The organism is Micromonospora sp. NPDC049529 (assembly GCF_055586685.1).
Map to the genome: position 1 here is coordinate 139727 of NZ_JBVJHT010000001.1, position 13528 is coordinate 153254.

The 13528-nt window shown below is 71.6% G+C and carries 11 protein-coding genes; 6 read left to right on the forward strand and 5 right to left on the reverse strand.

The features are described from left to right. Positions 1-52 precede the first annotated feature (52 nt). Entirely contained in the window at positions 53-1093 is a 1041-nt protein-coding gene (locus tag ACZ6QQ_RS00680) for an LppU/SCO3897 family protein (RefSeq protein ID WP_465873175.1), read from the forward strand. A gap of 748 nt (positions 1094-1841) precedes the next feature. Then, positions 1842-3092 (forward strand): AAA family ATPase, encoded by a 1251-nt coding sequence (locus ACZ6QQ_RS00685; protein WP_465873176.1) that lies wholly within the window; start codon positions 1842-1844, stop codon positions 3090-3092. A gap of 18 nt (positions 3093-3110) precedes the next feature. On the opposite strand, the gene ACZ6QQ_RS00690 is transcribed toward ACZ6QQ_RS00685, so the two are convergent. Further along, positions 3111-3650: a GNAT family N-acetyltransferase gene (locus ACZ6QQ_RS00690; RefSeq protein WP_465873177.1), complete on the reverse strand. Its 540-nt coding sequence runs from the start codon at positions 3648-3650 to the stop codon at positions 3111-3113. A 219-nt stretch (positions 3651-3869) separates the two neighbouring features. Between ACZ6QQ_RS00690 and ACZ6QQ_RS00695 the strand changes: the two genes are divergently transcribed. Together ACZ6QQ_RS00695 and ACZ6QQ_RS00700 are read left to right on the forward strand one after the other, a co-directional pair. Then, positions 3870-4415 (forward strand): DoxX family protein, encoded by a 546-nt coding sequence (locus ACZ6QQ_RS00695; protein ID WP_465873178.1) that lies wholly within the window; start codon positions 3870-3872, stop codon positions 4413-4415. Between the two features lie 244 nt (positions 4416-4659). Continuing rightward, positions 4660-6111 carry a glycosyltransferase 87 family protein gene (locus ACZ6QQ_RS00700; protein WP_465873180.1) on the forward strand — a complete coding sequence of 484 codons (1452 nt, stop codon included), beginning with the start codon at positions 4660-4662 and terminating at the stop codon, positions 6109-6111. A 28-nt stretch (positions 6112-6139) separates the two neighbouring features. On the opposite strand, the gene ACZ6QQ_RS00705 is transcribed toward ACZ6QQ_RS00700, so the two are convergent. The 4 genes from ACZ6QQ_RS00705 to moaC all read right to left on the reverse strand — a co-directional run bounded on the left by ACZ6QQ_RS00705 (position 6140) and on the right by moaC (position 8982). Next, complete coding sequence (locus ACZ6QQ_RS00705) at positions 6140-6577, reverse strand: molybdenum cofactor biosynthesis protein MoaE (protein WP_465873181.1); 438 nt, start codon at positions 6575-6577, stop codon at positions 6140-6142. Between the two features lie 37 nt (positions 6578-6614). Beyond that, positions 6615-7871, reverse strand: a complete 1257-nt coding sequence (locus ACZ6QQ_RS00710) for a molybdopterin molybdotransferase MoeA (protein WP_465873182.1) — start codon at positions 7869-7871, stop codon at positions 6615-6617. Positions 7872-8011: 140 nt separating this feature from the next. Then, positions 8012-8494, reverse strand: coding sequence for a MogA/MoaB family molybdenum cofactor biosynthesis protein (locus tag ACZ6QQ_RS00715; protein WP_465873183.1), 483 nt, complete (start codon positions 8492-8494; stop codon positions 8012-8014). Further along, complete coding sequence (gene moaC, locus ACZ6QQ_RS00720; RefSeq protein WP_465873184.1) at positions 8491-8982, reverse strand: cyclic pyranopterin monophosphate synthase MoaC; 492 nt, start codon at positions 8980-8982, stop codon at positions 8491-8493. The genes ACZ6QQ_RS00715 and moaC overlap by 4 nt, the downstream gene beginning before the upstream one ends. Before the next feature lie 638 nt (positions 8983-9620). Between moaC and ACZ6QQ_RS00725 the strand changes: the two genes are divergently transcribed. Together ACZ6QQ_RS00725 and ACZ6QQ_RS00730 are read left to right on the forward strand one after the other, a co-directional pair. Continuing rightward, complete coding sequence (locus ACZ6QQ_RS00725) at positions 9621-12146, forward strand: putative bifunctional diguanylate cyclase/phosphodiesterase (RefSeq protein WP_465873186.1); 2526 nt, start codon at positions 9621-9623, stop codon at positions 12144-12146. Beyond that, positions 12143-13510 carry a glycosyltransferase 87 family protein gene (locus tag ACZ6QQ_RS00730; protein WP_465873187.1) on the forward strand — a complete coding sequence of 456 codons (1368 nt, stop codon included), beginning with the start codon at positions 12143-12145 and terminating at the stop codon, positions 13508-13510. The genes ACZ6QQ_RS00725 and ACZ6QQ_RS00730 overlap by 4 nt, the downstream gene beginning before the upstream one ends. Positions 13511-13528 lie beyond the last annotated feature (18 nt).

Consider the following 13528-nt stretch of genomic DNA (forward strand, 5'->3'; position numbering starts at 1 on the left):
GTCGTCGCCTGCGGGTGACCAGCCTCTTTCTCTCGTGCCAGGAGGACAGTCCATGTCTAACTACGGACCGCCCGGCGGGCCGTACCCCGGCCAGCAGCCGTACCCCGGCCAGCAGCCGGAGCCATGGCCCGGTCAGCAGCAGGGGCCACGAGGCCAGCAGGGGCCGGGGCAGCCGTACCCCGGCCAGCAGGGGCCTTACCCGGGTCAGGAGCCGTACCCCGGTCAGGGGCCGTGGCCGGGGCAGCAGCAGGACGACCCGTACCGGCGACCGCAGGCCGAGCCGCACTGGCAGCCGGGTGCGGAGCCGACGGGTCCGGCGTACCCGCAGGAGCCGTACCGGCAGCCCCGCGACCCGTACGCCCAGCCGCAGGAGCCGTACCGGCAACCGCGCGACCCGTACGCGCAGCCGACCGACCCGTGGAGCGGCGGTCAGGAGCAGTGGGGTGGCGGGCCGACGTCGGTCCCGCCGGGCGGCCCCGGGTCGCCGACCGGCCATCCCGGCTACCGGGACCAGGGCTACCGCGACCAGGGTTACCGCGACCAGGGCTACCGCGACCAGGGCTACCCGCCGGGTTATCCGGCACCGGGCCCTGATCCGGAGTGGACCACCGCCGCGCCGGTGCCGCCGCCGAAGGGCAACCGGGGGATGACCGCGGTCCTGGTGACGCTGGTGGTGCTGGTCGTCCTGCTCGGTGGGGCGGGGTTCTGGTGGGTGACCCGGGACAGTGGTGGCTCGGACACCCTGCCGACCGCCGGTGCGACCACCCCCGCCGCCGACCCGAGCGCGCAGGCGCCGGCCGAGCCCGGTCCGGATCCGGAGCAGGGCAGCCCGGCACCGGAGTCGTCGACCGACGCGCGGCTGGTCAAGGAGGGCCAGTGCGTGAAGAACGAGGGCACGGACGCGTCACCCAAGCTGGTGATTACCACATGTGCACCCGAGACCTATGCAGTGATTGCTCGCGTCGAAGGTACGACCAACGGCGAAGACGACGCCAAGGCCAAGTGTTCGACAGTTCCGGACTACACAAACTATTACTACTTCAACAGTGAACTCGACACACTTGATTTCGTGCTCTGCCTGAAGAGGATCTAGCGATATTGTCCCCACTCATCGGTCGAGCACCTCGAAGGCGGTGCTCGACCGATGAGTGAAACTGCGTAAGTCGTCAGGTGTTCCGCCAGTCCACCAGGACTCGACCAGGATGTCCTTGGAGGCGCAGTCGACCGTTTACGCACCACTGCTGCCCTGGTCAACCCAGTCCCCCTCCCGGTAGCCGTTCCGAGAGCAGTTGCCCACCGCCTGGGTAGCGGTAGAACGGGTAGCCTGGGCTGTCACACCAATACGTAGCGTAGTGGTCGTTTCCCATTCCGGAGCAGCTATCTCCGGGTGGCGCGGCCGCCTGCGCCGGTGCCGCCAAGCCAAAGACGACGATCGGCGACACAAACAACGAGACCAGAACCCGCTTGACGTTCTTCCGCATGCTTCTCCCCAGCAGCCACACGAAGCCGTGCCGCGCATTACAGCACTTGGGGTTCACCCATACCAGGACTTGTCGGGCACTGACCAATCTAGCGCCTTGCTCGACAGATGTAACTGAATCAATGCTTTTGGTCACAGGGCGAGCGCGGACCTCCGGCTCACCGACACGGGCGAACACTGGCGACCGGGACACGCCCCAACCTTCGGCTCGTCCCCCACGGGAGCACGATTAGTAAAACTAGCCTTGTCTAGCAAGTTCGCTAGACAAGGCTAGTTTTATGTCGAGAGTGTCGGGACACGCCCGTAGCGGGATCTACCTGTTTCTAGCGACGACAGTAGACAAAGCGATACGGTGCAATGCGTGGATCCGGTCCGCAACCCGTACGCCCCCGGCGCCGGCCAGCGCCCGCCCGAACTCGCCGGCCGGGGGCGGGAACTCGACGTCTTCGACATCGTGCTCGAACGCGTCGCCCGAGGGCGCCCGGAACGCAGCCTGATGCTCACCGGCCTGCGCGGCGTCGGCAAGACCGTCCTGCTCAACACGCTGCGCTCACAGGCCATCGGTCGACTCTGGGGCACCGGCAAGATCGAGGCCCGACCGGACCAGTCGCTGCGCCGACCGGTGGCCGCCGCCCTGCACATGGCCGTACGCGAACTCGCCCCGCACCACCGGGCACCGGACCGGATCGACGGCTTCCTCGGCGTACTCAAAGCGTTTGCCCTGCGTGGCGGCCCGGCCGGCGGCAGCGGTCGCGGGGCCGCCGCCACCAAGCTGCGCGACCGCTGGCAACCCGGCATCGACGTGCCCGCCGCCAGTGGCCGGGCCGACTCCGGCGACATCGAGATCGACCTGGTCGAACTGCTCACCGACGCGGCCAGCGTCGCCACCGACGTCGGCACCGGCATCGCGATCTTCATCGACGAGATGCAGGACGTGAACCCCGAGGACGTCTCCGCGCTCTGCGCCGCCTGTCACGAGTTGTCGCAGCTCGGCGCACCGCTGATCGTGGTCGGCGCCGGGCTGCCGCACCTGCCGGCCGTGCTGTCGGCGGCCAAGTCCTACTCCGAACGCCTCTTCCGCTACCAGCGCATCGACCGGCTCGACCGGATCGCCGCCGACCAGGCCCTCTGCGCGCCGGCCGAACGCGAGGACGTCGAGTACGAGCAGAAGGCGCTCGACCTGCTCTACGAGAAGTCCGGCGGCTACCCCTACTTCGTCCAGGCGTACGGGAAGGCGACCTGGGACCACGCGCCCCGCTCCCCGGTCACCGCCGCCGACGTACGGGTCGCCGCCCCCGAGGCGGAGGCGGAACTGGCGGTCGGCTTCTTCGGCTCCCGGTTCGAACGGGCCACCCCGGCCGAACGCGAGTACATGCGGGCGATGGCCAGCCTGTCCCTGGTCGCCGGGGAGGAGAGCGGGGTGGAACGCGACGACATGGACGCCGCCGTGCCGACCGCCGAGATCGCCCGCGCTCTCGGCCGCAAGCCGGCGAGCCTCTCCCCGGCCCGGGACGCGCTGATCAAGAAGGGGCTGATCTACTCGGGCGAACGGGGCACGGTCGCGTTCACCGTGCCGCACTTCGGGCGCTACCTGCGTACCCAGCCGGCCTGAGCGCGGCTCACCCCGCAGTCAGACGCGGGACCAGGGCAGGGGGTAGTTGACCTCACCGCCCGGCACCGCGCCGTCACCGCTGACCGACGGCGGCAGCACCAGGGCCTGCCACGGCGCGCCCAGCCCGGACCAGGGACTGGTCAGGTCGTAGCGGGCCGCCGGCACGAACCCGAACCGGCGGTAGTAGGCCGGGTCGCCGAGCACGACCACCAGCCGCTCACCGAGCTCGGTGGCGGCGGCGAGCGCCGCCTGCACCACGTCGGTGCCGTAACCCACGCCGCGCCGCTTCGGCAGCACCGCGACCGGCCCCAACGCCAGCGCCGGCACCGCACCCGGCTGCACCAGCACGCGGGTGAGCAGCGCGTAACCGACCACCTCGCCGTCGACCTCGGCCACCATGGACAGCTCCGGCAGCCACGCGTCACTGTCCCGCAGCGCCTCGACCAGCCGTACCTCGGCCGGCACCGGCCGGTCCGGGGCGGCGAAGGCGGCGGCCACCACCCGGCGGATCGCCGGTGCGTCGGCCGTCCCCTCCGGCCGCAGCCGTACAGTCGTCACGCCTGGCGACGCTACCGGTACCCGGACCCCGTCCGCATCACGATTCGCGGACCAAATACCTGATCAGGGCGGGTGCCGGGCGGAGTATGCCGGCGGCGGGCAACGCCACCCGAGACGATCACGACGGCTGCCGGGCGCACCGGGCGAGCGGCGGCAGACGTACGGTCAGTCCGGCAGTTGCGGGGGTGAACGGGGCGCCGAACGGGTAAGACTGGTCTCATGAGACCCGTACGTACCGTCGCCCGAACCCTGCTCAGCGGCATCTTCGTGGTCAGCGGCGCGCAGTCGGCCGCCAATCCCAAGCAGTACGCGGCTCGGGCGGAACGGGTGACGGACCGGGTCGCCCCGCTCATCGCCCGCACCAGTCCCCGCCTGCCCACCGACCCGACGACACTGGTCCGGATCAACGGCACGGTCCAGCTCGTCGGTGGACTGATGCTCGCCACCGGTTACTTCCCCCGTACGGCCGCCGCCGTGCTCGCCGGCACCCTGGTACCCACGACGGTGGCCGGGCACGCCTACTGGGCCGAGGACGAGCCGGGCCGACGCCGGATGCAGCGCAACAACCTGTTGAAGAACGCCGCCCTGTTCGGCGGTCTGCTGCTCGCCGCGGTCGACACCGAGGGCCGGCCCGGTTTGCGTTGGCGAGCGGAACACGCGATCGTCGACAGCGGGCGGTCGGTACGCCGCACCGTGCGACACGCCCGGCGCGGTACACGAATCGCCGCGAGGTCCGCCCGGGCCGCACGACGGCTGCCGGGATGAGCCCACCTGACAGCCGGTTGAGCTGCGTCGATATCGGGGCGTGTCCCCTCCGGTACGGCGGAAACGACGAAACACCTGAAACAGTCGCCCTGCGTTAACGCGGTGGAAATGTCGCGAACTAGTGTGGGATCGGACACGGTCGGGTAACGCAGGAGGCATTCACGTGGTGCGCCGTTCTAGGCTCCCATCAGGACCTGGGCGGGAACTTCGGGAAGTTCGACATTGGTACGGGGGTGGCCACACCATGCCGGCGACCGTCGGGAGACGGCTGGACCGACTAGCCCCAGTCCGCCGTGTCACACGTGGGATCGACCGTCGAACGGTCGCCCAGATCGGCATCATCGTCGCCACCTGGTACGCCGCCTGGCTGGCCATCGACGCGTTCGGGCGCCCGTACAACTTCTTCGACATGAAGATCTACCACGGTGCGATCGCCTGGTGGGCCAGCGGCAACGACCTCTACGCCTTCATCGCGCCGATGACCACGCTCGGCTTCACCTATCCACCGTTCGCGGCCCTGCTCATGCTGCCGATGGCCTGGTTCCCGGTCGGTGCCGCCGGCTGGCTCAACGTCCTCGCCAGCCTCGGCGCGCTCACGGTCGTGCTGACCGCCCTGTTGCGACCGACCGTCGAACGGCTCGGCTGGTCGCTCTGGTTCGTGGTCGGTGTCGCCGTACCGCTCGCGGTGGCGATCGAACCGATCCGGGAGACGCTCGGCTTCGGCCAGGTCAACCTGCTCCTCTTCGGGCTCATCATGGCCGACCTGGTGGCCCTGCGCTGGCGGGCCCGGCGCGGTGTCCGTACCGGCTGGACGGACCGGCCGCTGCGCCGGTTCTTCTTCAGCGGTGCCTGGGCCGGCGTCGGCATCGGACTGGCCACCTCGGTCAAGCTCACCCCGGCGCTGTTCATCCTGTACTTCCTGCTGACCCGGCAGTGGCGGGCGGCGATGACCGCGATCGGCACCACCATCGGTGTGACGCTGGGGACCTTCGCTATCGCCGGCCGCGAGTCGATGAGCTACTTCACCAGCGTGATCTGGCAGACCGAGCGGGTCGGGGCGGCCGACATGACGCCGAACCAGTCGCTGGCCGGCGTACTCGCCCGGCTCTACGACTCGATCGAGACACCGGGCCTGCTCTGGCTCTCGTTCGCCCTGGTCATCCTCGCGATCGGACTGTCCCGGGCGGGCAACGCGCACGCCGACGGTGACGAGCTGACCGCGTTCACCCTGGTCGGGCTGACGACCAACGTGATCAGCCCGATCTCCTGGTCGCACCACCTCGTCTGGGTGGTGCCGGCGATCATCGTGCTCGCGGACACCGCCCTGCGCCGCCGCCGGGCCAGTCGCGGCCTGCTGCACCGGATCGGACCACCGCCGTCGGCGGCCAGCCCGATCGGTGTCGCCGGACTGCGCTCGCCGATCTGGTTCCCGACCCTGACCGGGCTCCGGCACGGGGTCGCCGCGGTCGGCCTCTACCTGCTGTTCCTGATCTCACCGATCTGGCCGTACGAGCACAAGCTGCCCGAGGTGTCGCACTACCAGGACGGCTTCTTCGGCGCGCTGATGGAAAACTCGCTCGCGTTGGCGCTGATCGTGCTGGTGGCGACCCTGCCCTGGCGCCCCGGCGCGGAGCCGGCGTTCTACACCGAGCGCCGTCGGCAGCATCCCCTCTCACTGCACCACGGCCAGCGCTGACCGGTCACCGGGGCGGCCCCGCCCCCGGTCAGGGGCAGTTGACCCACTCCTCGGTCCCGTCGGCGAACACCTGCCGCTTCCAGACCGGCAACTGTGCCTTGACCTCGTCGACCAGCCGGGCGCAGGCCGCGAACGCGGCAGCCCGGTGCGCGGTACTCACCGCCGCGACCAGGGCCACGTCGCCGATCTCCAACGGTCCGACCCGGTGGGAGACGGCAACCGCGTGTACGGCCGGGTCGGCGGCGATCTCGGCGGCCACCTTCCGGAGAACGTCGACGGCGCTGGGGTGGCTTTCGTATTCCAGCCGGGTCACCGCGCGGCCGTGATCGTGGTCGCGGACCACGCCCTGGAAGGAGACGACCGCACCGGCCCGGGGGTCGGCGACGGCGGCCTCGTGCGCGGCCAGGTCGAGCGGTTCGGTGGTGACGGCCACCTCGGTGACGCCTGCGGCAGTCGGCGCGCTCACGAAACCCACCCTCCGTTCCCGGCCGACGGGCCGGTAGTCATGGTCTCACTCCGGGCAGCAACGGCAACGGTACAACCGGAACCCGCGCCCCGGCCTCGCCGGTGCCGCCCGGTTCGATCACGGCGAAGCCGTCGGCCTGCGCCAACCCGCGCAGCATCGCCGACCCGACGTGCCGGACCGGGGTCGCGGTGCCGTGCACCGGATCGATCCGGACCAGGGCCAGGTGGGTGTAGTCCCCCCGACCGGCGACCGGTTCGGCCAACGTGACGTACGGCAGCAGCGGCTCGGGTCGCCCCTGTAGGCCGGCGAGCAGCGGTGCGACCAGCGAAACGAGGGCGACGATGGCGGACTGCGGGTTGCCGGGCAGCCCGGCGACGTACCGGTGGCGCCCGTCCGGGCCGGTGAGCCGGGCCAGCAGCATCGGGAAGCCGGGGCGGACCGCCACGGTGTTGACCACGTAGTCGGCGCCGAGCTCGGCCAGAGCCGGGTGCAGGTGGTCGACCGGCCCGTGCATGGTGCCGCCGGTGGTGCAGACCAGATCGGTGCCGGCCAGCGCCTGGCGCAGCGCGGCCACGTGGGCCGGCAGGGTGTCCGCGACCGGCCCGATCACGGCGGCCGGTGCGACCGTGGCACCGTACCGACGCAGCCAGGCGGGTACGGCCGGGCCGAGTGCGTCGCGTACCTGACCGGACCGGGGCGGGCCGGCGGTGAGCAGTTCGTCGCCGAAGACCAGCAGCGCGGCCCGGGGCGCGGGGCGTACCCGCAGCCGGTCGTAGCCGCAGGAGGCGGCCAGCCCGATCACGCCCGGTCCGACCGGGGAGCCGGCCGGCAGCAGTTCCTCCCCGGCGTACGCCTCCTCGCCCGGAACCCGCCACTCCGGCGTCGTACGCGGCGTGCCCGCCACCCGGCCGTCGGCGGTACGGGTGGACTCCTCGATCCGGAGCACCTCGGTCGCCCCGTCCGGCAGCATCGCCCCGGTCGCGATCTCCACGGTGGTGCCGTCCTCGGCCAGCGGCGGTGGCGTAGCACCGGCCAGCACCCGCCCGACCACCCGCCACGGCCCGTCGCCCCGGACGGCCCAACCATCCACGCTGGAGGTCGGGAAGGCGGGCAGGTCGGTGAGGGTGGTGAGGGGTTCGGCCAGGGTGAGCCCGTCGGCATCGGCCAACGCGACGTCGACGGGGGCCAGGGCGTCCGCCCGACCGGCCGCGTACACGAGGGCACGGGCCCCGGCCCAGTCGACCGGCGGCGCGGTCGCGCCCCGGTCGGTGGCGACGGCGGGTTCGACACTCATCGGGCCGGCCTCGACCGGCGGAATCTCGCAATCACCGATCGAGCCTATCGTCGGGCGCGGCCGGCTTGGTCCCGGTCGAGTCCCCGGCCCGATCCGGAGATGCCGCGAGCGCGGGTCACCGCCGCACTCCCGCCCCGGATTCAGGCCGGCTGTGGATGATCGCCGCCGCGCAACTGATCCACGGTGTGGGCGAGGATCGGACCGAGTACGGCGAGCCCGTCCTTGGCGCCGCCGGTGGATCCGGGCAGGTTGACCACGAGCATCCGGCCGGCCACCCCGGCCAGTCCCCGGGAGAGGGCGGCGGTCGGCACCGCCGCCCGGCTGTGTGCGCGGATCGCCTCGGCGATGCCGGGGATCTCGTAGTCGAGTACCGCGCGGGTGGCCTCCGGCGTCCGGTCGGTCGGGGTGACCCCGGTGCCGCCGCTGGTCAGCACGACGTCGATTCCGTCGGCGAGCGCCTGGCGCAGCGCCGCCCCGACCGGCTCACCGTCCGGTACGACCACCGGCTCGTCGACCTCGCAGCCGAGTTCACGCAGGCCGGTGACGAGGCGGGGGCCGCTGGTGTCGGCGTACACCCCGGCGGCGGCCCGGTTGGAGGCGACCACGACCCTGGCCCGGATCACGCCCGGTCCGCCGGTCGGTCCCAGTCCCCGGTCTTGCCGCCCTCTTTGCGCAGCACCCGTACGTGTTCGAGGGAGGCGGCGGGGTCGACGGCCTTGACCATGTCGATCAGGGCGAGGCCGGCGGTGGCGACCGCGGTCAGCGCCTCCATCTCCACTCCGGTCCGGTCGGCGGTCCGTACGGTCGCGGTGATCTCCACGGTCGAGCCGTCGAGGGTCAGGTCGACGGTGACCCCGTGCAGCGCGATCGGGTGGCAGAGCGGGATCAGGTCCGGGGTCCGCTTGGCGCCCATGATGCCCGCCAGCCGTCCGACCGCCAGGGCGTCGCCTTTGGGCAGGCCGTCCTGGCGGAGCAGCCGGACCACCTCGTCGGTGGTCTGGAGTCGGCCGGCGGCGACGGCGCGGCGACCGGTCACCGGCTTGCCGGACACGTCGACCATCCGGGCCGCGCCGGCCCGGTCGACGTGGGTGAGCTGTTCCGAGGTGGTCACGTCCGCGAGCCTATCGATCGGGGCCGTCGATCCGCGAGGACCCGACGCGGACGCGTCTCCCGGCCGGGTGGCGGGAGACGGTGGCGGGAATTGACTCGTCGGGTGATTCGAGAGAACATCCGCCGATGACACCCGAGCGGGGATGTCTGGGGGCGGTACGGCGGCCGGCCGGGGGCGGCTCGATGCCGATCGGACCGGCCCGATCGACCTGGCCACAGCGAGGTGGCCGGGCGAATGCGGGTATTGAACCCTTCAGCGCCGGCTGTCAACGGGGGCACGGAGTCACGGTTCTCCGAACCCAATCCACAAATGGGAAATATGGCGCCGTTCAGACGGGCGCATAAGCATTCAGTCTCCATATCGGGACGCAAAGTAGCAAACTAGGTGAGGATTAGCGGATACTGCGCATATCGACACCTAACGGTATATATTTGCCACGCCAGCCCATACGCTTCTCACGTCGAACACGGACGAGCGAAGCGCGGGACCCCTCCCGCCTTCACGGATACGGCGGAAGGACGGGCCCATGCGCACCCTCGACTGGACCTGAGCAAGAGGTATCCGACAACCACTACGAGTCGTAGGCTGGCGAGACATACCGTCACGAGAGAAATACCGAGTGGCGACAAAGGACTGGTATGACTCGGACTGATCAGGACGACACTGGGACCGATCGGCGGCTGGTGCTGCTTGTCGGTCTCGTCGTCGTTTGTGCGGGCATAGCCGCAGTGATCAGCATTGGCGATATCGCGAGCCACGGACTCCCGTCATTCGCGGAACTGTCCACCGCCGCCAAACTGACCTTCCTGGTCGTCGTCGGCGCGACGGTCAGCGTCCAGATCCGAATCCGCTCCACCGCACACGGCATCTCCTGGACCGAGGTCGCCTTCCTCACCGGACTCGCGACCGCCCCGACCTCCTGGGTCATCCTCTGCACCGGGCTCGGCGTCGCCATCGCCCGGGTGATCGTCCGACTCGCGCCGTTGAAGCTCACCTTCGGCGTCGCCAAGGACATGCTGCTCGCATCGGCGGCCGGGCTGGTCCTCATGCGGTTCGGGGCAACCGGCCCCACCGACCGGCCGCTCACCGAACTGATCCTGCCGCTCGCCGCCGCGTACCTCGCGGTCGTGGTGCTCGACGAACTACTCGTCCTACCGGTCGTCGCACTCGCCAGCCGGGTCAGCGTACGCAGCCTCTTCTCCGGCCACCTGGACCTGCGGCTGGCCAGCGGCATCGCCCACTTCCTGGTGATCCTGGCCATCCTGCTGATCCTCGAAGTCGACACGAACCTGCTGCTCATCGTCCCGCCCCTAGTGCTGAGCCTGCACCTGGCGTACTCGTCCCGGCTGCGCAGCCGCGCCGAACGACACGCCTGGCAGCAACTCGCCCGAGCCACCGACGCGCTCAACGACGTCGACCTCGGACAGGTGCTCCGGACCGCCGTACACAGCGCCGCCGAACTCTTCGCCGCCGACCGGGTCGAGGTCGTACGCCACGACGGCGGGCGAACCATCCGGGGCGACAGCACCACGATCACCTCCGACGGCACCGGCGGCGAGCCGCTACCCGGCAACGGCACCACCATCACCACCCCGCTCCAGGGCCACGACGGCATCGAGATCGGGCTGCTCCGACTCTGGTTCCCCGGCCCGGTCCAGTTCTCCGAACGCGAGCGGTACACCCTGCGTACCTTCGCCTCCGCGCTCTGCACCGCCATCCGCAACGCCTCGGCGTACGCCGAACTGACCCGGGTCGCCGACGAGCACGCGCACGCGGCGTCGCACGACGTACTCACCGGCCTGGCCAACCGGCGCCACCTGCTCGACCGGGGGACCGAACAACTGAGCCTGCGGCACGCCGACGGGGTCGACGCGGTGCTGCTGATCGACCTCAACCACTTCAAGGAGGTCAACGACACCCTCGGCCACCCCTCCGGCGACCGGGTACTGATCGAGGTCGCCGACCGGCTCAGCGCCGCCGCCGGCCCCGACGACCTGGTCGCCCGGCTCGGCGGCGACGAGTTCGCCGTACTGATCACCGGCCTGCCCGCTCCGGCAGTCGCCACCCACCGGGCCGAGAAGCTGCTGGCCGTACTGCACGAGCCGATCGAACTGGACGGCATGCGGATCAGCGTCGAGGCCAGCGGCGGAATCGCCGTCGCACCCAACACCGGCGGCATGTCCGAGCTGCTGCGCCGCGCGGACGTGGCGATGTACCAGGCGAAACGGAGCGGCCAGCGGCTCGCCGGCTACGTGGCCAGCCGCGACACCGCCGATCTCGGCCGGCTCACCCTCACCGGGGAACTGTCCCGCGCGGTCGCCGAGCGGGAGTTCACGGTCGAGTTCCAACCGATCGTCGACCTCGGCACCGGCGTGGTGGTCGCCGCCGAGGCACTGGCCCGCTGGCAGCACCCGACCCACGGCACCATCGACCCGCTGCGGTTCCTGGACGCGGTCGAACGCTCCGGACTGCTGCCGGCGTTCGCCGCCGCCGTACTCGACCAGTCGATCATCGCCGCCGGTGACTGGCACGCCGCCGGCTTCGACCTGCCGGTGGCGGTGAACGTCTCACCGCGCAGCCTGCTCGACGCCAGCTTCCCCGACGTCGTCCTGGCCCGGCTGCACGCGCACGACCTGCCACCCGAGCGCCTGGTCCTGGAACTCACCGAAAACCTCACCCTCAGCCAACTGGAGATCGTCGACCGGGTGCTCGGGCAACTGCGGGACGCCGGTGTCCGACTCGCCCTCGACGACTTCGGCACCGGCTACTCGTCGCTGTCGGTGCTGTCCCGGATCCCGGTGCACGAACTGAAAATCGACCGGACCTTCGTGATGGCGATGGAGACCTCCGCCGAGGCGGTCGCCGTCATCCGGTCCACCGTCGACCTGGGCCGCAGCCTCGACCTCGACGTCATCGCCGAGGGAGTGGAGAGCGAACCGCAGCGGCTGGCGCTCTGGGAACTGGGCTGCACCGCCGGGCAGGGCCACCTCTTCGCCCGGCCGATGCCGGCCGCCCGGATGCTCGCCGCGCTGCGCCGGGGAGCCGACGGCCGGCCCGGCGCGCTCGCCCCACCCCTGCACGACGAGGGCTCGGTGATCCGGCTGTCGCCCGGACGGCGCACCGGGATCCGGCAGACCGACCGTCTGCCACACTTGCCCGCGTGATCTCCCCGGACCCGCGCGGCCGCGCCCACCGGTTCTGGCGCCGGCTGGACGGTGCCGCCGGTGGCCTCGCCGCAGACCTGGGGCTCTACGCCGCCTCGGCCGTCTTCGCCGCCGTCACCGCGGCCACCTCCACCCTGCTGCCGCACCGGGCCTGGGGAACGGTGGCCGCCGCCGGTTATCTGCTGGCCGCGCTCGTCGCCACCGGTCAGCTGATCGCCCGCCGACGGGGCGCGAGCCGGCTGACCGGCACCGCCGCCCGCGCCGCGCTCACCGCAGTGACCTGGGCGACCACCGCACTGTTACCGATGGTGTGGCAGAGCGTCGAACGGGCCGCCGGACGCACCGACCGGGCACAGGAGGAGGTGGTCGTGATCGAGCACGCCGGCATCCGCCTGCTCGACCACGGCACGCCGTACCTCGGACCGGACGCGATCAGGGCCCTGCCGGCCGGCGAGCAACTGCTCGGCTACACCCCGTACCAGCCGGGCATGGCCCTGTTCGGGCTGCCCCGGGCGATCGTCGGGAACGGCTGGTGGACCGATGCCCGGATCTGGTTCGCCCTGGTCACCGCCATCGCGCTGGTCGTCGCGGTGACGACGCTGCGGCGTACCCGCGGCGATTCGACCCGGACCACCGCCGACCCGGGCCGGCCCGACCGGGCCGACGCGCGCGACTCGGCCCTGGTACGGGCACTGCAACTCGCCACCGTCCTGCCGGTCTGCGCGCTGACCCTGGCCACCGGCGGAGACGACCTGCCCGTCCTGGCCCTCTGCCTGCTCGCCCTGGCCTTCGGCGCCAACCGCCGGTTCGGTGCCGCCGGGGTGGCGATCGGGCTCGCCGGTGCGCTGAAGCTCTTCGCCTGGCCGGTCGCCCTGGTCCTGATCGGGTACGCCGCCACCAGGGGCTGGCGGACCGCCGCCCGGCTGGCCGCCGGTGCGATCGGGCTGCCCGTCGCCGCGCTCGTCCCGGTCCAGCTGGTCGACTCGTCGGCGCTGGTGGAGAACGTGCTGCGGTTCCCCCTCGGCCACGGCGTGGTAACCAGTCCGGCCCAGTCGCCGTTCCCCGGTTACCTGATCGCCTCGGCGTTGCCCGCCGGCCGGGTGATCGCCGCCGCGCTGCTCGTCGGGGCCGGGCTGCTGATCGCCGTACGACTCGTCCGCCGTCCCCCGCGCACCGCCGGATCGGCCGCCCTGATCTGCGGGTACGGCCTGCTCGCCGCGATCGCGCTGATGCCCTCCACCCGCTTCGGCTACCTGCTCTACCCGATCGCGTTCCTCGCCTGGGCGCCCGCCCTGTGGCTGCGCCAGCCGGACGTCGGTCCCGCCACCGACCGGATCCCACCCGCGGCGGCCACCGCCCGGTGAACCCCGCGTTCCGGGCCG

Excerpts from the sequence above, each read along its gene's own strand:
- ACZ6QQ_RS00680 (WP_465873175.1), top strand. The coding sequence starts at position 53 with ATGTCTAACTACGGACCGCCCGGCGGGCCGTACCCCGGCCAGCAGCCG.
- ACZ6QQ_RS00695 (WP_465873178.1), top strand. The coding sequence starts at position 3,870 with ATGAGACCCGTACGTACCGTCGCCCGAACCCTGCTCAGCGGCATCTTC.
- ACZ6QQ_RS00700 (WP_465873180.1), top strand. The coding sequence starts at position 4,660 with ATGCCGGCGACCGTCGGGAGACGGCTGGACCGACTAGCCCCAGTCCGC.
- ACZ6QQ_RS00710 (WP_465873182.1), bottom strand. The coding sequence starts at position 7,871 with ATGAGTGTCGAACCCGCCGTCGCCACCGACCGGGGCGCGACCGCGCCG.
- ACZ6QQ_RS00725 (WP_465873186.1), top strand. The coding sequence starts at position 9,621 with ATGACTCGGACTGATCAGGACGACACTGGGACCGATCGGCGGCTGGTG.